The 18,353-nt window shown below is 74.2% G+C and carries 19 protein-coding genes and 1 pseudogene; 12 read left to right on the top strand and 8 right to left on the bottom strand.

Translation table 11 applies throughout. The features are described 5' to 3' along the window. The first annotated feature begins 3 nt into the window (after positions 1–3). The 6 genes from GXB85_RS05560 (at position 4) to GXB85_RS05535 (ending at position 4,216) form a co-directional block, all read left to right on the top strand. Positions 4–573: a DUF3090 domain-containing protein gene (locus GXB85_RS05560; RefSeq protein ID WP_161916662.1), complete on the top strand. Its 570-nt coding sequence runs from the start codon at positions 4–6 to the stop codon at positions 571–573. Continuing rightward, positions 570–1,337, top strand: a complete 768-nt coding sequence (locus GXB85_RS05555) for an SCO1664 family protein (RefSeq protein WP_161916661.1) — start codon at positions 570–572, stop codon at positions 1,335–1,337. Before GXB85_RS05560 ends, GXB85_RS05555 begins: the two co-directional genes overlap by 4 nt. A 94-nt stretch (positions 1,338–1,431) precedes the next feature. Further along, complete coding sequence (locus GXB85_RS05550) at positions 1,432–1,875, top strand: DUF1048 domain-containing protein (RefSeq protein WP_161916660.1); 444 nt, start codon at positions 1,432–1,434, stop codon at positions 1,873–1,875. Next, a complete protein-coding gene (locus tag GXB85_RS05545) occupies positions 1,872–2,645 on the top strand; it encodes an ABC transporter ATP-binding protein (RefSeq protein ID WP_161916659.1) in 774 nt (257 codons plus the stop codon). The genes GXB85_RS05550 and GXB85_RS05545 overlap by 4 nt, the downstream gene beginning before the upstream one ends. Before the next feature lie 9 nt (positions 2,646–2,654). Then, positions 2,655–3,416 carry an ABC transporter permease gene (locus tag GXB85_RS05540; RefSeq protein WP_161916658.1) on the top strand — a complete coding sequence of 254 codons (762 nt, stop codon included), beginning with the start codon at positions 2,655–2,657 and terminating at the stop codon, positions 3,414–3,416. 14 nt (positions 3,417–3,430) lie between these two features. Then, complete coding sequence (locus tag GXB85_RS05535; RefSeq protein ID WP_161916657.1) at positions 3,431–4,216, top strand: MerR family transcriptional regulator; 786 nt, start codon at positions 3,431–3,433, stop codon at positions 4,214–4,216. A gap of 23 nt (positions 4,217–4,239) precedes the next feature. On the opposite strand, the gene GXB85_RS17795 is transcribed toward GXB85_RS05535, so the two are convergent. After that, a complete protein-coding gene (locus tag GXB85_RS17795) occupies positions 4,240–4,845 on the bottom strand; it encodes a hypothetical protein (protein ID WP_202627620.1) in 606 nt (201 codons plus the stop codon). Between the two features lie 143 nt (positions 4,846–4,988). Here GXB85_RS17795 and GXB85_RS05525 point away from each other — a divergent pair, with 143 nt between their 5' ends. Next, on the top strand, positions 4,989–5,615 hold the full coding sequence (locus GXB85_RS05525) for a hypothetical protein (protein WP_161916656.1): 627 nt from the start codon (positions 4,989–4,991) through the stop codon (positions 5,613–5,615). Here the strand turns inward: GXB85_RS05525 and GXB85_RS05520 are convergent. Genes GXB85_RS05520 through GXB85_RS05505 form a run of 4 tightly spaced genes read right to left on the bottom strand, consistent with a single transcriptional unit; the run spans position 5,612 to position 9,512 of the window. Then, positions 5,612–7,105, bottom strand: coding sequence for a hypothetical protein (locus GXB85_RS05520; protein ID WP_161916655.1), 1,494 nt, complete (start codon positions 7,103–7,105; stop codon positions 5,612–5,614). The genes GXB85_RS05525 and GXB85_RS05520 overlap by 4 nt on opposite strands. Next, positions 7,102–7,686, bottom strand: a complete 585-nt coding sequence (locus tag GXB85_RS05515) for a SigE family RNA polymerase sigma factor (protein WP_161916654.1) — start codon at positions 7,684–7,686, stop codon at positions 7,102–7,104. Before GXB85_RS05515 ends, GXB85_RS05520 begins: the two co-directional genes overlap by 4 nt. Further along, positions 7,607–9,115: an MFS transporter gene (locus GXB85_RS05510; protein WP_161916653.1), complete on the bottom strand. Its 1,509-nt coding sequence runs from the start codon at positions 9,113–9,115 to the stop codon at positions 7,607–7,609. The genes GXB85_RS05515 and GXB85_RS05510 overlap by 80 nt, the downstream gene beginning before the upstream one ends. A 19-nt stretch (positions 9,116–9,134) precedes the next feature. Continuing rightward, entirely contained in the window at positions 9,135–9,512 is a 378-nt protein-coding gene (locus GXB85_RS05505) for a hypothetical protein (protein ID WP_161916652.1), read from the bottom strand. Between the two features lie 158 nt (positions 9,513–9,670). Here GXB85_RS05505 and GXB85_RS05500 point away from each other — a divergent pair, with 158 nt between their 5' ends. The 4 genes from GXB85_RS05500 to GXB85_RS05485 all read left to right on the top strand — a co-directional run bounded on the left by GXB85_RS05500 (position 9,671) and on the right by GXB85_RS05485 (position 14,477). Next, the gene (locus tag GXB85_RS05500) at positions 9,671–10,981 is read left to right on the top strand and encodes an acyltransferase family protein (RefSeq protein ID WP_161916651.1); all 1,311 of its coding nucleotides are present in this window, start codon (positions 9,671–9,673) and stop codon (positions 10,979–10,981) included. Between the two features lie 131 nt (positions 10,982–11,112). Beyond that, positions 11,113–11,751, top strand: coding sequence for a TetR/AcrR family transcriptional regulator (locus GXB85_RS05495; protein ID WP_161916650.1), 639 nt, complete (start codon positions 11,113–11,115; stop codon positions 11,749–11,751). Positions 11,752–11,754: 3 nt separating this feature from the next. Then, entirely contained in the window at positions 11,755–12,711 is a 957-nt protein-coding gene (locus GXB85_RS05490) for a DUF5692 family protein (protein ID WP_161916649.1), read from the top strand. A 134-nt stretch (positions 12,712–12,845) separates the two neighbouring features. After that, on the top strand, positions 12,846–14,477 hold the full coding sequence (locus GXB85_RS05485) for a cation:proton antiporter family protein (RefSeq protein WP_161916648.1): 1,632 nt from the start codon (positions 12,846–12,848) through the stop codon (positions 14,475–14,477). A gap of 74 nt (positions 14,478–14,551) precedes the next feature. Here GXB85_RS05485 and GXB85_RS05480 read toward each other — a convergent pair whose 3' ends face one another. Beyond that, on the bottom strand, positions 14,552–15,289 hold the full coding sequence (locus tag GXB85_RS05480) for an EI24 domain-containing protein (protein WP_161916647.1): 738 nt from the start codon (positions 15,287–15,289) through the stop codon (positions 14,552–14,554). Positions 15,290–15,371: 82 nt separating this feature from the next. After that, on the bottom strand, positions 15,372–16,604 hold the full coding sequence (locus GXB85_RS05475; RefSeq protein WP_161916646.1) for a trans-acting enoyl reductase family protein: 1,233 nt from the start codon (positions 16,602–16,604) through the stop codon (positions 15,372–15,374). Positions 16,605–16,888: 284 nt separating this feature from the next. On the opposite strand from GXB85_RS05475, the gene GXB85_RS05470 reads away from it, so the two are divergent. Then, positions 16,889–17,152, top strand: a complete 264-nt coding sequence (locus tag GXB85_RS05470; RefSeq protein ID WP_161916645.1) for a hypothetical protein — start codon at positions 16,889–16,891, stop codon at positions 17,150–17,152. 15 nt (positions 17,153–17,167) lie between these two features. On the opposite strand, the pseudogene GXB85_RS05465 reads toward GXB85_RS05470, so the two are convergent. Continuing rightward, a pseudogene (locus GXB85_RS05465) lies at positions 17,168–18,353 on the bottom strand (SARP family transcriptional regulator); the annotation flags it as partial.

The raw sequence follows: 18,353 nt of genomic DNA, 5'->3' as shown, positions 1-18,353 counted from the left end.
GGCGTGCCCACTCTCGTCCACGAGTACGACTGGCCGGACCGCGTCGTCGTCGGCACGGTCGGGCGCCCCGGGGAGCGCACCTTCTACCTGCAGGCGCGCACCGGGGCACGCTCGACCGCCGTCGCCCTCGAGAAGGAGCAGTCCGCCCTGCTCGCCGAGGCGATCGACGAGTTCCTCGGCCAGCTCGCGGCCGACGAGGACGCCCCCGTGTCCGTACCCGCCGAGACCCCGGTCGAGCTGCTCGACGACGAGCCCCTGGACCAGCCCGTCGAGGAGCAGTTCCGTGCCGGCACGCTGCGTGTGGGCTGGGAGCCGCGCACGGCCCAGCTGGTCATCGAGGCGTACCCGGTGGAGGTCGACGACGAGGACGACGACGACGGTCCCGACCTCGACCTCGACGACGAGCCCACCGAGCCCAGCGAGATGCTCCTGGTGCGCATCCCCGTGGGCACGGCGCGCGCGTTCGTCGAGCGCACGCGTCGCGTGGTGCGTGCGGGGCGGCCCACGTGCCCGCTGTGCGGGCGGCCGATCGACCCGGACGGCCACGTCTGCGACCTCACCGAACTCGTGTGACGTCCGCGGGTGACCTGGACGGCGAGCTCGAGCTGGTCGGCCGCCTGACCGCGGCCTCGAACGCGACGTTCCTCGCCCGCATCGGTGAGGTCACCGTCGTCTACAAGCCCGTGCTCGGCGAACGGCCGCTGTGGGACTTCCCCGACGGCACGCTCGCCCGGCGCGAGGTCGCGACGTACGCGGTCTCGCAGGCCCTGGGGTGGGACGTCGTGCCGCACACGTGCCTGCGCGACGGACCGCACGGCCCGGGCATGGTGCAGCGCTGGCAGGAGCCCGACCCGGAGCAGGACCCGGTGGACGTGGTCCCGGCCGACGAATCGCCGTCCCAGGGCTGGCGCACCGTGCTCGAGGCCGCGGACGAGGAGGGACGGCGCGTTCTCCTCGTGCACGAGGACACGCCGGCGCTGCGGCGGATGGCCGTGCTCGACGTGCTCGTGAACAACGCCGATCGCAAGGGTGGCCACGTGCTGCCCATGGCGGGCGGGCACCGCTACGGGGTCGACCACGGCGTCACGTTCCACACCGAGCCCAAGCTCCGCACGGTGCTGTGGGGCTGGCTCGGTGAAGAGCTCGACGACGAGGAGCTGGCCGGCGTACGCCGCGTGCGCGACAGCCTGGGCGGCGCGCTGGGGGAGACGCTCGCCCCGCTGCTCAGCGGCGACGAGGTCGCCGCGCTCGCCGCCAGGTGTGAGCGCCTGCTCGCGGCGGGACGGTTCCCCGCTCCCGCGGGGGGCATGCCGGCGGTTCCCTGGCCGATCTTCTGACAGGGCTTGACCCTGACCCTGCGTCAACCCTCGACGCTCCTTCTCAGAGCCGCTGCGCACGGGGCGCGGGCGGCACGAGCAGAGGGGAACGGTCATGTCGACTCTCATCGACAAGGTCGTCGGGCAGATCGACGACAAGCGGCGGTGGCGCGCGTACAAGGCCCGGGTGCGTGCGCTCCCGGCCGCCCACCGCACCGCCGCCGAGGGGCTCGAGCGGTACACCTCGCACCTCGGCGTCCTCACGGGCGGTGACCTCCCGGCCGACGGCCTGATGCCGATGCTCGAGGAGGTCGTCGGCCGGCTCGAGAGTGCCGCCGACGCCGGTGCGTCGGTCGCGAGCGTCGTGGGGGCGGACCCGGTGGCGTTCGCCGACGACCTGGTCGAGACCCACCTCGGTGGCCGCTGGGCGTCCGCCCCGGCGTCGACCGCAGCGATCGAGCGCGAGTTCCACGCCCAGGTGGACCGCGGCCTCGCGAAGGAGCGCGACCGGCTGCGGGGCGCCGTCGGGCAGGGCCTGGGACGGGAGGGTGCGCGATGACCGCCACGTCCAGCCCCGGTCCCGCCATCCGGGTGCGTGGGCTCGAGAAGTCCTACGGCGACCTCGCCGTGCTGCGGGGCGTCGACCTCGAGGTCGAGCGCGGCAGCATCGTCGCGCTGCTCGGGTCGAACGGGGCGGGCAAGACGACGCTCGTGCGCATCCTGTCCACCCTGCTGCGACCCGATGCGGGCACGGCCACGGTGGACGGGCACGACGTCGGCGAGCGGCCCGCCGACGTGCGCCGCTCGATCAGCCTCACGGGCCAGTTCGCCGCGGTCGACGACGTGCTCACCGGACGCGAGAACCTCGCGCTCGTCGCGCGGCTGCGGCACCTGCCGGATCCGGGCGCGGTGGCCGACGAGCTGCTGCGCCGGTTCTCGCTCACCGAGGCCGGTGGGCGCCGTGCCGCCACCTACTCGGGTGGCATGCGCCGCCGGCTCGACATCGCGATGAGCCTGATCGGGGACCCGCCGGTGATCTTCCTCGACGAGCCGACCACGGGGCTCGACCCCGAGGCGCGGCTCGAGGTCTGGGCGACCGTCCAGGGGCTCGCCTCCGCAGGCACCACGGTGCTGCTGACCACGCAGTACCTCGAGGAGGCCGAGAAGCTCGCGCATCGCATCGCGATCCTCCACCAGGGCCGCATCATCGTCGACGGCACCCTCGCCGAGCTGAAGCGGCTGCTGCCGCCCGCCGAGGTCGAGTACGTCGAGAAGCAGCCCAGCCTCGAGGAGGTCTTCCTCGCCGTCACGACCACCCACGAGAGCTAGGGGACCGACATGGCCACGCACCTCGTCGCCGACACGGCGACGCTCACCGCCCGGACCCTGCGTCACGTCACGCGCAGCCCGGACACCGTCATCACCACCGCGATCACGCCCGTCGCGCTCATGCTCATGTTCGTCTACGTGTTCGGCGGTGCCATCGACACCGGGCCCGAGCGGTACATCGACTACATGCTGCCGGGCATCCTGCTCATCACGATCGCCTCGGGCATCTCCTACACCGCGTTCCGCCTGTTCCAGGACGTGCAGGGCGGGATGTTCGAGCGGTTCCAGTCGATGCCGATCGCGCGTTCGGGCGTGCTCTGGGCGCATGTGCTGACATCCCTCGCCGCCAACCTCGTCTCGCTCGTCCTCGTGATGGGGATCGCCCTGCTCATGGGGTTCCGCACCGGGGCGGGGGTGCTCGCGTGGCTCGCCGTCGTCGGCCTGCTCGTGCTGTTCACCCTCGCGCTCACGTGGGTGGCGGTGATCCCGGGACTCACGGCGACCAGCGTCGAGGGCGCGAGCGGGTTCTCGTACCCGCTGATCTTCCTGCCGTTCGTGAGCTCGGCGTTCGTGCCGACCGAGACCATGCCGGGCCCGGTCCGGTGGTTCGCCGAGAACCAGCCGGTCACCTCGATCGTCGACACGATCCGCGGGCTGTTCGCCGGGCGGCCCGTGGACGGCGAGGTGGGTCTCGCGCTCGCGTGGTGCGTCGGCATCCTCGTCGTGGCGTACGTCTGGGCGACGGCGACCTACCGCCGGAAGATCGCCTGAGGGAGGCTGGGGGCGTGCTCACGATCAGCCAGCTCGCGCGGTACGCGGGCGTCACGGTGCGGGCCGTGCGGCACTACCACCAGATCGGCCTGCTGCCCGAGCCCGAGCGTGACCGCTCCGGCTACCGCACCTACGACGCCGCGGCGGTGGTCCGGCTCATCCGCATCCACACCCTGGCCGAGGCCGGCGTGCCGCTCGCGCGCGTCCAGGACCTCCTCGACGCCGCGCCCGACGAGTTCGTGCGCGGCGTCGAGGAGATCGACGCCGCGCTGCGGGCCGAGGTGCGGCGGCTGCAGGCGACCCGCCGTCGGCTCACGCGGCTCGCCGCGGGCGAGCACCTCGCGCTCCCCGCGAGCGTCGTGGAGTACCTGGACCGCGTGCGTGGCCTGGGTGTCGACGAGCGGTACGTCGAGATGGAGCGTGACGCATGGATCATGGTCGCGGCCCAGGTGCCCGAGCAGATCGACGCGATCATGGCGAAGAAGCACCTCGAGCTCGACGACCCGGACCTCCAGCGCCTCTACCTCATGCTGAGCGACGTGCTCGACTGGCAGGTCGACGACCCGCGCGTGGTCGAGCTCGCCGACCTGTTCGAGAAGCTCATGATCCGCGCGGTCGAGGCCGGCGAGATCACCGGGAACTGGCCCGACGAGGGCTTCGTCGACCTGCTCGACGCGACGACAGTCGAGTCCTCGCCCGTCGCCGAGCGGCTCCTGGCGATCCTCCAGGAGCGCGGCTGGCGTGGCTGGACGCAGATCGAGCGTGTGCCCGAGGAACGCGTCGCCCGTGGCACGCCCTGAGGACGGCCCGTCTGCGGTCGGCCTCAGGCCTGGCCGGGGGTGCCCTGCGCCTCGGGGGCTGACGGCTCCGTGACCGGCGCCGCGGGGGCGGGCGCCTCCGCGACCGGCGCTGCCGGGGCGGGGTACGCCGTCGGCGTCGCGGCCTCGGCTGCGGCGAATGCCGAGCGCAGGGTCGTGAACGCGCCGAGGGCGCCGAAGGCGGAGGCGAGGCCGAAGTCCGGCAGGTACTCGGGCAGCGCCTCGGGGAGGAGTGTCGAGAACGTGGGCCAGAACTCGGCGTGGGTGAACGCGGCCCACGTGCCAAGCCCGCTCACCTGCCCGATGCCGTGGGCCGCGTCGTAGACGATCCCGCCGAAGAACGCGAGCAGCAGCGTCACGACCGTGACGGCGAGCACGACGAGCGCGCCGACGCGGCTGATCCGGCCAGCGCCCCAGACGTAGAGCCGCAGCGCGAGGAAGGCCACGCCGAAGCCGACGATCGAGGCGATGAAGCCCATGCCCCACACGAGCACCCACACCGCGACACCCGCCGGGACGGTCAGGAGTGCGACGAGCGCGCCACGACCCACGTTCTCGCGCGGCTCCGCCGGGAGGAACGGTGCTGCGGGCGGGTAGGACTCGACGGACATGCTGGCCCCCTCGGTAGCCGCCCTGGACGGCCCGGGGCGAGACGGCGCCACGGTAGTGGTACAGAAGTGGCCGGCGGGGGCGTTTCACCCGAAGGATGCAGCGGTCCTGCGACCGCGGCGGCCCGCGCCGGTACGGTTCCGGCGTGCACGGCACTCCACCGGACGGCGCGGCCACCCATCCGCTCACGGGCGTCACCGCCTTCACGCTGAGGCGCCGCGTCTCCATGCGTGAGCAGTACTACGAGGTGCGGCCGATCGACGCGGGCGGTGCGGAGGGCGACGTCGTCCTGCACGCGAGCCAGAAGCAGATGACGCTGCCCGAGGAGTACCGCTTCTCGTCCGACGCCCGGCACACGCGGCCCTGCTGGACGATCCGCGCGCGCACACGGATGAACCTGGGCGACGCCGTCTTCGAGGCGTTCGACGAGCGTGGCTCGGCGATCGGGTGGATGCAGTACCGGTGGCTCGAGTCCGAGGTGCTGCACACCTGGCGGGTGGTGGGTCCGGGGCTCGACGTCACCGGCCACCAGCGCAGCCTCGTGGTGGGCATGGCGAGGGTGCTGGTGAGTCGTCTGCCCTTCGCTGGGGTGATCCCCGTGCGCCACGCGTTCGACGTCCAGTTCCGGGACGCGGCCGACACGCTGGTGCTGCGCGTCCGACGACGCCCGGAGTCGCGAGACCGCCTGACGGTCACGATGCCCGCCGGGGCGATCGACGCCAGGCTCGCCGCGGGCATGGCCCTGCTGCTCGACTGGCGCGGCCAGGCCTAGCCGGTCGGGGGCACCTCGGGGTAGCGCGCGGCGAGCTCGTCGAGGTCGGCGGGGCAGTCCGTCATCGCGCGTGCGAGCCTCCCGATCGCCTCGTCGGCGCGGTCGTCCTCCAGGTCCGTCCATCCCGCCTGGAGGACGAGGCCGCCGCAGGTCAGGCGGCGACCTGCGGCGCCGTGGTCCCACTGACCGGCTTCGACTGTAGCTTCGCCCACCTGCGTGGTGGACGTGACGGTGAGCGAGGCGTCGCCGTCGGGCGCCTCGGTCACCGGGAAGAGGGAGGTCCACAGGTACGTGTCGTCTCCCAGGTCGACGCTGTCGCTGAGCAGCGTGCCGACGTCGTGGTCGCCGCCGCCCGACGTGAGACCGGCCCCGGTCGTGAGGTCCGTCCACCAGGCGGCGAGCAGGCACCGGCCGGGGTTGAGGTCGCATGCCGGGCCGCTCGTCGCGCCGTCGGCCTCGGAGCCGGGCCCGGGCTCGCCCTCGGCGTCGGGCTCCTCGAGAACGGGCGCTGCCGCGGTCACCGCGAAGGTGCCCCAGGCCTGTGAGCCGTCGTCGCGCGTCCTGACCACACGGTAGGAGCCCTCCTCGAGCGCGGGTAGCACGACGGGCGAGCCCCACTCGACCCCGAGCCCCGCGTCCCGTCGACCCACGCGCACCTCGATGGCGTCACGCCACTGCTGCGTCGTCCACCGTTGGACCAGGGCGGTGGCCCCGAGCTGCCTGTCGGCCGCCTCGACGTCCTCGGAGGTGAGCGTCCCGTCCGCACCCGCAGGAACCCACGTCGCCACGCTGACCTGTCCGCCGTCGGGCGGGACGAGCACGGGCGTCACGGTGAGCGCGACCTCGTCGCGCGGCGGGAGCGGGGGAGCGGCCCCCGCGCCGGCCCGGATCTCGAAGGCGCCCGTCGCGACGTCCTCGTCGAGCACGGCCGACTGCACCAGGCGGTACCAGCCGTCACCGAGCCCCTCGGTGCTGAACGTGGTCGCCGGGCCCAGCGTCCCCGGTTCTGCTCCGAGCCCGATGTCCTCCGTCGCGCCGAGCCGTGGGCCGACGCTGCCGACGCACTCCCACTCGGCCAGGCACAGGTGCGCGACGCCAGAGGGCCGCCAGCGACTCCCGTCCCACCGCTCGACCCGGGCCGCGACCCCGAAGGTCAGGTCGTTGGCCTCGTGCGCGACGAGGACGGCGGTGACGGCGTCGCCAGGCTCGACGACGCGCGGGGAGATCTCGACCGAGACGGCGCCTCGAGGCTCGGGCGGTGGGGCTGCGGTCGCCACCGGTGCGGATCCGTCGCCCCACGGACGGGTCACGAGCGCCACGGTCAGCACCGCAGCGGTGACCACGAGACCCGTGGCGGCGCGCGTCACGGCCCGTCGTCGGCGCGCGCGCCGCACGACAGGTGCTGGGTCGACGTGGATCGCGGGCGCGGCGTGCTCGAAGCGGGCGCGGAGCTGGTCGTCGGTCGACGGGTTCTTCGTCTCGCCGGTCATCGCGTGGTCCTCTCCGCGCGCGTCGCGGGCGTGGTCGCTGGTCCGTCGAGGAGGTCGCGCAGACGCGCGAGGCCTCGGGACGCGGTGGACTTCACGGTGCCGAGGGAGACGCCCAGCTCGGCCGCTGTCTCGGCCTCGCTCAGGCCCACCAGGTGGCGCAGGACGACGACGCGGCGTTGCTGCGTGGGCAACGCCCGCAGCGCACGGCCCAGCCTGTCCTGCTCGGCCCGGGCCGAGGCGCCGTCGTCGGCAGGCAGGTCCGGGAGGTCGGCCGGGTCCGTGAGGGTCTCGCGGCGGTGCTTGCGCCAGGTGTCGATGCGCGCGTTGCTGAGCACGCGGCGGGTGTACGCGAGCGGGTCACCCTCCCGGACCCGGCCCCAGGCGAGGTAGGTACGGAGCAGGGCGTGCTGCAGCAGGTCCTCGGCCCTGGCCGGATCGCCGCACAGGTACCAGGCGACGCGGCCGAGCTCGGCGGACGAGGCGCGCACGAACGCCGCGAACTCACTGTCGGGCTCTGGGCGGCCCGTGCGCACGACGGCGGCATGCTCCACCGGCGCTGTCGGAGCGCCCCGCTCGTCCATACCTCTCCAACGGTCGAGCACCCACAGAGGTTGAGTCGGACACCTCGACGGGGGAGGCGGTGCCCGTTCGGGCAGCGCGGGCGAGGTGCCGGAGCATGACGACGGCGAGAGGGAGCAGAGCGACGTAGAGCAGCTGGACCCGGTGCCGCGGGTCGTCCACGAGGCCCAGGCCCGCACCCAGCCAGGCGTACGCCGTCGTCGTCGCGAGGGCCATGCCCACCGACTCCGCGATCACGACGGCCGCAGCCATGCGGTCCGACGAGATGCCGTCGTCGTGCTCGGGCTCCGCGAGGCACCGGCCGAGCAGGTCCGGGTAGAGCGAGCCCATGCCGAGGCCCAGCACGGCGGCCCCGGCGAGAAGCCCGACGAACGCCCGCGGGGGCGTGTCGGCGAGCAGGCTCGTCGCGAGCAGCACGGCGACGCCGACGGCGATCGCGGTCCCGCCGCCGAGGGCGCGCCGGCGGAAGGCGTGCGGCTCAAAGGCGGGGTGCGAGCCGGTCCAGAGCGCGGCCACGGCCCACACGAGGCCGGGCGCCGCGATGACCACGCCGAACTGGCGTGCGTCCAGCCCCAGCGCGTCGTGCGCCACGACCGAGAGCACGATCGTGGCCCCGAAGAACACCGCGGCGGTGGTCATCAGGGCGGTCAGGCCGGCCCGACGTCCGTGCGTCGCCGTCAGGGTGCCCGCGGGCAGGATCGCCCGGGTCGCGACGAGCATGAGCGCCCCACCGCCGAGCAGCGCGAGCGTCGACCACGTGCCCAGGGGCAGGGAGAGCACGGCCGAACCGGTGGCGAGCAGCGCCGCCCAGCGCCAGGGGGCCGGTTCGTGCACGGCAGGCTCGGTCCGCTCGGGCATGGACCGAGCGACCATGAGCCGCGCGACCAGCAGCAGCGGCAGGTAGAGGAGCATCGCCCAGCGCCAGCCCAGGGCCGTCGAGGCGGCGACCGCGTACACCGGACCGAGGACGGACGAGAAGAGCCAGATGCCGGACATCCCCGCGAGCACGAGCTGGCGGTGCCGCGGTGGCAGGCCGCGGCTGATCGCGCCCATGCTCACCGTGGCGAGCGCGCCCGCCGCGAAGGCCCGCACGGCCGTCCCGAGGACGAACACCTCCATCGACGTGGCTGTCGCGCCGACCACCGCGCCGACCACGGTGACCAGGGTGAAGACGAGCATCAGACGGCCCACACGGAACCGCGAGAGCAGCCACGCGCCCACAGGCATCATGAGGAACATCGGGGCCTGCGCGGCGGCGTCGAGCGGGCCGTAGAGGTGCGCACCGTCGAGCTCGGCCGCGACCAACGGCAGCACCGTCTGCGCGAGGTACCGCTGCATCCCGGCGAGGAACTCGATCGAGATGAGGGACACCGCGAGCACGGTCGCGGTCAGGCGGGACGTCGGGGAAGGAGCGGGTGCGCTCGGGCTCACGCGTGGGTCACCAGCGTCGTCAGACCTCGACGTCGGCCGAGATCCACGTCGTGATGTTCGCGTTCTTGGGCGAGAAGACCACGCGGAACACGCCGGCCGGCGTGTCCTGCGGTAGCTCGAGGCGCGTGCTTCCCTGGCGCGCCGTCGCACGCGAGTCGAGGGTCTCCCAGGTGGCCCCGGGCGAACGGCGCTGCAGCATCACGGTGCCGGGCAGCTCGGTGCGCAGCACGAGCGCGGAGCCGTCGCGCGCGAGCGACGTGCGGGCCGCACGTTCCTTGTCCCGACGGCTCACCGCCCCGATCGGTGCCGCGACGCCCACCGACGCGCTCATCCCGGCGCCGGAGCTCATCGGTACGTTGACGCCCACCGTGGCGCGCTCGCGCTGGCCCTCGCTCATGGTCCCCCCGTCGGTCGAGTGGCGGTGCGGTGGACTCGGCCGCTCCGCCGGTTCCCGTCAGACTAGCGACAGGCCGCCTGCCGCGGACCGGGCCTCACAGGCCGGGTCGTCGTGCGGCACGCACCGTCTCGCGGTCGCCGGACGTCGAGGAGGGTCCCGTGACGCACCCGCACGGTCGCCCACGCCTCTCCGCGCTCGCCGCGGCGACCCCGACGCACCGGGACCGCTACGTCGACCTGCTGCGGGCGCTCGCCATCCTGGTGGTCGTGCTGGGCCACTGGCTCACCAGTGCGGTCACCGTGACCGACGGCCGGCTCACCGGCGTCAACCTGCTCTACGTGGTGCCGTGGGCACCACAGGCCACGTGGGCCTTCCAGGTGATGCCGGTCTTCTTCCTCGTCGGGGGCTACGCCAACACCGCCTCTCTCACCTCGTCGCTCGCCGCCGGGCGGGCTCCGGCGGTGTGGGTCAGGGCGCGGGCGCTGCGGCTGCTTCGGCCGACGGCGGTGCTCGTCGTCACCCTCGTCGCGGCGCACCTCCTGGCCGGCGCGCTCGGCGCGGATCCCGAGGTCACGCGCATGGCCGTGTGGCTGCCCGGCATCGGCCTGTGGTTCGTCGTCGTGTACCTGGCGGTCGTGGCCCTCACCCCCGCGATGGTCACCGCGCACCGTCGCTGGGGGCTGGGCGTCGTCGGCCCCATGGTGCTCGTGGTCGCGGCGGGCGACGCGGCACGCCTCGCGACGGGGCTCGACGCCCCGGCGGCCGCGAGCTACGTGGTGGGGTGGCTCGCCGTGCACCAGCTCGGGATCGCCTGGCGCACGGGTGCGTTCCCCGGACGGCGGCACGCCGTCGCGCTCGCGCTCGGGGGAGGCGCCGCGGCGGTCGCCCTGGTGGCCCTCGGACCGTACGGCACCGCGATGGTCGGGGCGGTGCCGGCACCCGGCCTCAGCAACTCCGACCCGCCGACCCTCGCGCTGCTCGCGCTCGCGACGATGCAGGCCGGGCTCGTGCTGCTGCTGCGCCCCGTGATCGGGCCGTGGCTCGCGCGGCCCCGCCCGTGGGTCGCGGTCGTGGCGGTGAACTCCGTGGTCCTAACGATCTTCCTGTGGCACATGGTGCCGGTGGTGGTCGCCGGGGTGGCGCTCGTGGGCACCGGCGTCTTCCCCGACCCGGCCGTGGGCTCGGGTGAGTGGTTCGCGTGGCGTGTGCCGTGGTTCGCGGTGCTCACGGCGCTGCTCGCGGTGCTCGTGCTCGCGCTGGCCAGGGTCGAGACCGCCACGCCGCGTCGGATCGAGGGCCCGGTCTCGGGCCGCGTCGTCGCCGCCGGTGTCGTCGCGTGCGCGACGGCGCTCGCGGCGATCGGCACCACCGCGAACCAGGGCGTGCTCCCGCTGGTCCCCGGGCTCCCCGTGGTCGAGCTCGTGCTCTTCACGCTGGGGCTCGCCGCTCTGGCGAGGACCGGCACGTAGGGCTCCCTCTTCCGTCGTCTGACCTGGGACATCAGTCCCATTGACGCAGCGTCAACGGGGAGTTGGATCGTCTCTGGGGCCGGGCTCGACCGGGAAGGTCTCGGTGAGCACGGCTCGGAGAGGCCTCCCACGTGACCCGTCCTCGCCGCCGCCCGCCGGGTGAGCCACCGCGGGTCGTCAAGCACCCCGACGACCGTCGCCAGGACATCCTGGGGGCCGCGCGCACGCTCTTCGCGCGGCAGGGCCTGATCCGCACGACGCTCGCGGACATCGCGACCCAGGCAGGCATCGCGAGAGGCCTGATCTACCACTACTTCCCCGACAAGGACGCGCTGGTCGACGCGGTGCTCGCCGGCTACGTCGCCGACTTCGTCGCGTCGTTGCGCGCCTGGGACGCGGCGCGCGAGCCGGGCAACATCGACAAGGCCCTCGCCGACTGCATCGTCCTCTTCCGGCGGTACCTGCACCCGGACGGCGACCTCGCGCCCGGGCTCCCGCGGATCGAGGACGCACGCGTGCAGACGCGGTTCGTCGACAGCGCCGTTGACGCCGTGGTCGAGACCCTGGGCGTCACCACCGTCCCGGCCTATGCCGCAGCCCACCGCATCGCGATCGACCACGTGCCGCAGACCTTCCGCGTGCTCATCCACGGTCTGATCGCGCTGGTGCGCACCGAACCCGATCTCCCCGAGCAGGTGCTCGCCGACATCGTGCGGCAGACCCTGCGCCTCGACCCCAGCAGTTCCCCTGCTGATCCGGAAGGTGCATGACCCGTGTTCCTGTTCGAGTCGATCCCCTGGTACTCGGCCGTCATGTTCGTCGTGGTCACCGCGGCGCTCATCGGCCTCAACGAGCTGGCCCGGCGCTCGAAGTGGTCCGGGCTGGCGCTCTTCGTCGCGCTGCCTCTCGTGCTGACGGTCTTCGTCTGGCCGCACACCGCCGGTGCGGGCTCGTCCACCGGCACGTGGTTCCACTGGGTCAAGGTCTACTCGGCGCTCGCCGGCTGCCTCGGCTTCATGGCGATCCGCTACATCCCCCGGCTCGCGAGGAACCGGTGGGCGCTCATGTTCCCCGCGGCGATCCTCGGGCTGAACATCCTCGAGGCGGTGATCCGCGACTTCGAGGTCTTCTCCCTGCAGGGCATGCACGACGGCGTGTTCATGGTGGGTGGGCCGTGGAACATCATGAACGGCGTCGCGGGGATCCTGAACCTGCTCACCATCTGCGGCTGGGCCGGCATCATCATCAGCCAGGACTCCACGCGCGACATGGTGTGGCCGGACATGGTCTGGTTCTGGATCATCGCCTACGACCTGTGGAACTTCGCCTACGTCTACAACGCCGTGGGTGACCACTCGTTCTACGCGGGCGCGGCGCTGCTCATCTCCTGCACGATCCCGGCGTTCTTCCTCAAGCGCGGTGCGTGGCTGCAGCACCGGGCGCAGACGCTCGCGTTCTGGATGATGTTCACGATGGCCGTACCGGCCTTCGTCTCGACCAGCCCGTTCGCGGTCGAGTCCTCGCACGACCCGACCGCCCTGTTCGTCGTGAGCGCGGTGTCGCTCGTCGCGAACGTCGCCGTTGCCGTCTACCAGGTGCGACGCATCGTGACGCGACGCCTCAACCCGCTGCGGGACGAGCTGTGGACGGACCTGCCCGACTACCAGAAGGTCGTCGCCGCGAACCCCCAGCCCGGACGCACGCCGTCGGACGCGGTGCTCGCCGCCTGAGGTAGCCCGCTCCCTCGGTCGTCGGGGAGGTTCCGTCCCGCCACGGCGGTCCGGAACCTCCCCGCACGTCGTCCCGCCGTGGCCCGCCGCGGCGCGATCGCGCGACAATGGCGGCACCACCGGGAGGAGCGCGCATGGAGCTGGGGCTCTACCTCGTCGCCGCCCTGGTCGGTGGGCTGCTGGCGGGTGCGGTGCGACTGCCGCCGCTCGTGGGGTACCTCGCGGCGGGGTTCGCGCTGGGAGCCCTGGGCGCGCGCGAGCCCGACGGGCTCGAGCAGATCGCTGAGCTGGGCGTGGTCCTCCTGCTCTTCGCGATCGGCCTGAAGTTCGACGTGCGCACCTTGCTGCGCCGCGAGATCTGGCTGACCACGAGTGTCCACCTCGTGCTCTCGACGGCCGTGGGCGCCGGGTTCCTGGGGCTGCTGGCCGTGCTGGCCCCGGTGTTCGTGCCGGGGGAGCCGCTCGGGGGTCTCGCGCTCGTCGGCTTCGCTCTGTCCTTCTCCTCGACCGTGCTCGTGGTCAAGGTGCTCGAGGACCGCTCCGACGCGACGTCGCTGTACGGGCGCATCGCGGTGGGGCTGCTGGTGCTGCAGGACATCGCCGCCGTCGTGTTCATGGCACTCGCCGGCGGTGAGGTGCCGAGCCCGTGGGCGCTCGCCCTCGTCCTCCTCGTGCCGGCCTCGCGCGTGCTGCACCGGATCTGGGACCGGATCGGGCACGGCGAGCTCCAGGCGCTGTTCGGTGTGACGGCCGCGGTGGCGCTGGGGTGGGGGCTGTTCGAGGCCGTCGGGGTGCACGGCGAGCTCGGCGCCCTGGTGATGGGCGTGCTCCTGGCCAAGCACCCGGGCGCGTCCGAGCTCTCGCGCTCGCTGATGACGTTCAAGGACCTGATGCTCGTCGCGTTCTTCCTGCAGATCGGCCTGCACGGCAGGCCCGGCCTCGACGAGGTGCTCCTCGCGGTCGCGCTGCTGGCCGTGCTTCCGTTCCAGGTGGGCTTCTACGCGGTGCTGCTCTGGGCGATGCGGCTACGACGCCGGACCTCGTTCCTGGCGGCCCTCGTGCTCGCGAACTTCTCGGAGTTCGGGATCATCGTCGCGGCGGTCGGATCCTCCGCAGGGCTGCTCGACGAGCGGTGGGTCGTGGTGGTCTCGCTCGCGGTCGCGCTGAGCTTCGGGGTCTCGGCCCTGGTCAACCGACGCGGGGTCGAGCTCGCGACGCGCATGGTCCGCCTGCTGCCGCACCACAGCACCTACGAGCTGCACCCCGACGACAGGCTCGTCGACGTCGGCCACGCGGATGCGCTCGTGCTGGGCCTCGGCCGGATCGGCGCCGCGACGTACACGCGCCTGCGCGACGAGTACGGGCTCGCCGTCGTGGGCGTGGAGCACGACCCGGCCCGGGTGGAGGACCTCACGGTCGAGGGCTACGAGGTGCTCCGGGCCGACGCGACCGACGTCGAGTTCTGGGGCCGCGTCGAGCGTGCCGGCAGCATCCAGGTGGTCGTGCTCGCGATGCCGTTCCACAACGCCAACCTCATCGCCCTCGCGCGCCTGCACGCCGCGGGCTTCACGGGCAGGGTTGCGGCGGTCGCGCGCTACGACGACGACGTCGCCGAGCTGCGCAGGCACGGGGCGGACGCGGTCTTCCACCTCTACGGCTCGGCCGGGACCGCTCTCGCGGACCACGCGGCCGAGGTGCTCCTCGAGCGTGACGCCCCGGGCCAGGCCGCCGGGCCCGACGAGGGCGTCGGGCCGTCCCGCGACTGAGCGCCGCCGAGCGGGGGATGCCGTACGCCGGGACCCGGCGCGCACCCTCGCGAGCGGCGTGCGTGGACGGAACGTCAGGGCGCGACGCGGCGCTCCGTCAGGCGGTGGGCGAGGAGCGTCGAGCCGGCGACGGCAGCGGGCATGGTCGCGACCGCGCCGCCCGGGACGAGGAAGCACAGCTGGGTCGCGGCGCCGAAGCCGACGGCGAGCCGACGGTTCGCGCGCAGCAGCCGGTTGCGGTCACGCCGCTCGACCCCGCGGGCCACGAGGGCGCGCGTGGTGAGCTCGTGCGAGATCACCCATCCGGTCAGCACGAGCCCGGCGACCCAGCCCAGGACCGTGCCGACGAGCGGGATCAGCCCGAGCGCGCCCGCGACCACCGCGACCACGAGGCCGCGCAGCATCATCACCACGCCGTCGACCGCGCCGCGCCAGAACCCGGTGTCACCGCTCGGCACCGCGCCGGTGCGGTCGAGCTCGACGGCGCGCCAGATGCGGTCGTAGAAGGGCTCGCCCACGGCGAGCGTGAGCCCTGTGAACGTCACGACCACGAGCACGACGGCGGCCGCGAGCACCAGCGCCTGGGCGGCCAGCTCGGCCATCCGCTCCCACGGCGAGGACCAGCCGTCGGCGAACGACGTGAGCGCCTCCCCGATCCGGCCGAGGTTGAGCAGCACCACGACGAGCACCACGAGCCACAGCAGGCCCACGATCGCCGCAGGGATCAGGCCGAGCGCCATGGCCTGCGGTCGACGACGCCAGAACCCCCAGCCGCCGAGCAGCAGGCGCGCACCTTCGAGGACGTCGTTCATCGGACCGCAGCGTAGGGGTTCGGGGCCCGACGACGCCGCGCACCAGCGTCCACACGGCGCGCCTCACCGTGCGGGGAGCGGGTCACGCACCTCGCGGTGCGGCCTCGTAGGTGTGCCCGGCAGCGCGCAGGCGTTCGACGAGCACGTCGCCGAACGCTGCGGCCGGGGTGAGCGACCCGGGGGCGGACGGCAGGCGGTCGCCGTCGGCCGCGAGGGCCAGGGCCGCCTCGCCCAGCATGACGGCGGTCGCCGCGTAACCGGGGTCGCCGGGACCGGCGGCGACCGCCCCGTACTGCCGACCCGACGCGGTCAGGGCGTGCAGGTCCATGCGGAACCAGCCCTCGCGGCGCGTGCGCTCGTCGGGCCCGGAGCCGGGTGCCGGCAGCACGCGGTCGAGGAGCGCGCGTGCGGGCGGGAGCGCGACGGCCGCCGCGGCGAGGCCGAGGCCGGCCGTGAGACCGATCCCGCGTACGGCGCCCCGCGCGCCCCGGCCGGTCGCGACCACCTCGCCGTACCGCAGGCCACGGCCGTACGCCCAGCCCTGGAGCGCGTTCGAGCGTCGCACCACACGCGAGTTGAACGAGGCCATCGGGGAGAGCGCGACCCAGCCGCCGTCGTGCGCGCGACTCGGGCGTGGGGAGTCGGTGGGCTGCGGGACGCGCGGCTCCGCCGCACGGTCAGGGCTGAGCGAGAACGGGTCCGCGAGCAGGCGCCGCACCTCGGGGTCGCGCGCGGCGAGCTCGACGAGGCCGCGCATCGAGGCGATCGTCCCGCCGCTCACCCCGCCCTTGGCGCGCGCCACCGCACGGACCTCGGTGAGCGGGCCGGCGCCGTCGGCCTCGACGCGCTGGTGGAGCACAAGCATCGCGAGGTCCGAGGGGACGGCGTCGTAGCCGCACGCGTGCACCAGGCGCGCGCCCGAGTCGCGCGCGACGGCGTCGTAGCGATCGATCGCCTCGCGGATGAACGGCACCTCGCCAGTGAGGTCGGCGTAGTGCGTACCCGCGCGGGCGCACGCCTCGACGACGGGGAGTCCGTGGCGCAGGTACGGGCCGACGGTGCTGACCAGCACACGTGTCGACCGGGCGAGCGCTGCGAGCGACGCGGCGTCGCCGGTGTCGGCGAGCACGAGCGGCCACGACCTCGCGGCCTCGGGCAGCGAGGCCCGCACCGCCTCGAGCTTGGCGCGCGACCGCCCCGCGAGCGCGATGCGTGTGCCGGGGGCCGCGTGCCGGGCCAGGTGCTCCACCGTGAGCGCCCCGACGAACCCGGTGGCCCCCAGCAGGACGACGTCGTGCTCGCGCGGCTCGCTCATCCCCCCACCCTCGACGCGCCCCGCGGCCCCCGCAACCGCCCGACGTCCCAGCCCTCCGACCCACCCGAACCCCACCCGTACCCGCCCTGCCCTGCCACGGGCCGCGAGTTCGCACGCGCGCACCGAGTTCGCATGCCCTCGCATGCGAACTCGCTGCGGGAGTGCGAACTCGCCGGGGCTGTCACGTCGCTCCCAGGGACGTCCCCGGCTTTGGCGGTGCTCGTCGTGGCGCTGTTAGCGTCGCCGGAGCGAAGGTGTCGTCGAGGGTGTCGGAGAGGTCCCGGGTGTCCAGCGCGAACGTGAACAGGACCGTCGAGCTTCACGCGCCTCGCGCACAGGAGACGCCGTCCGGCGGGGCGCGACGCCTCGTCGCCGACCTGGTGGTCAACCTCGCGCTCGTGCTGGTCGCGGAGCTCGCGGTCCGGACCCTCGCCTGGGACCGGCTGTGGGCGCTGGTCGCCGCGTTCGGCGTCGGCTACCTGCTCAGGGCCGGGGTGCTGGCCTGGCGTCACCGCCGTGCGCAGGCACCGGCTCCGCAGCCGTCCTGACGACGCCCGGGCGGCTCACGTCCCGAGGTCGGCGAGCAGCGGCGCGACGGGGCCCAGGGTCAGGACGGCGCTGCCGGCACCGGCGACCTCCCCCTCGGCCGGACGCAGGGCCGCGGCTGCCCGGGCTGCGACGTCGGGCACGTCGAGCCCGACGGCGGCGCGCGCCATGAGGGCCCACAGGGCCTCGAGCAGCAGGCCGGGCGGTGGGTCCGGCGCTCGGAGGAGCGCTTCGCGCGCGTCGGCCCGCCGCCCGCGGGCGAGCAGGTGCCACGGGGCGACCCACGGCGTGAACGGACCGGTGTCGAGACCGTCGTCGGGCGCGGGGACGCCCCGCCTCACCCTCGCGCAGAGGAGGGCCAGCGCGAGCAGACCGTCGTGCATCCCGGGCATGCCGGCGCCCTCGAGCCGGGCGTCGGCCGCGCGGTAGGCGGCCTCGGCCTCGCCCAGCGGTGCGTCGCCGGCGTCGAGGCGCATCGCGCGGTACCAGGTGGTGAAGACCCCGATCAGGGGCAGCTCGTGCGTCGCCGAGAGGTCGTCGAGCCGGGCCGCGTGGGCGTCGGCCGTCACGACGTCACCGAGCGCGGAGGCCGACTGCATACCGACCATGTGGCCCAGCGCCTCGTACGTGAGCAGACCGGCGCGGCGTGCGGTGGTGACCAGCTCGTGGCCCACACGTGCGCGCTCGGTGGCGAGGCCCGTGCGGGTGAACAGCTGCATCCAGGTGCCGTTGAGCGCGAACGCGAGGAGTGCCGGGTCGTCGAGGTCGCGTGCGATGCGCTCGGCGAGGCGCGCCGCCTGGGGCCCGCGCGCCGAGCGGCTGCCGCGGGTCTCGACGGCGACGGTCGCGAGCAGCCGCGCGCGCAGGGCCGGGTCGGCGTCCGCGGGCAGCCCGGCGAGCGCATGCTCGGCGGCGCCGACCACGCGACGCGCCTGCCCCTCGTCGTCCACGCGGGTCCAGATCGCCGGCACGTCGTAGGCGCCGATCACGCGTGCGGTGAGCTCGACGTCGCCCAGCTCGTCGGCCGCCGCGATCGCCGCGACCCGGTGCTCGCGTGCCGAGAGCAGCCCCGGGCCGCCCGTGACGGCGAGCGAGCGCAGCAGCCCGACCGTCGACTCGAGACGCGCGCGTGCGCCCACGTCCGCGGCGTCGTCGTACGCCGCCGTCGCGTCGGCCCACACCCGCGCGGCGAGGCCCTGCGCC

The organism is Cellulomonas sp. APG4, from assembly GCF_009996735.1.
Lineage (GTDB): Bacteria > Actinomycetota > Actinomycetes > Actinomycetales > Cellulomonadaceae > Actinotalea.
This window is presented reverse-complemented; position numbering and strand designations above follow the sequence as displayed.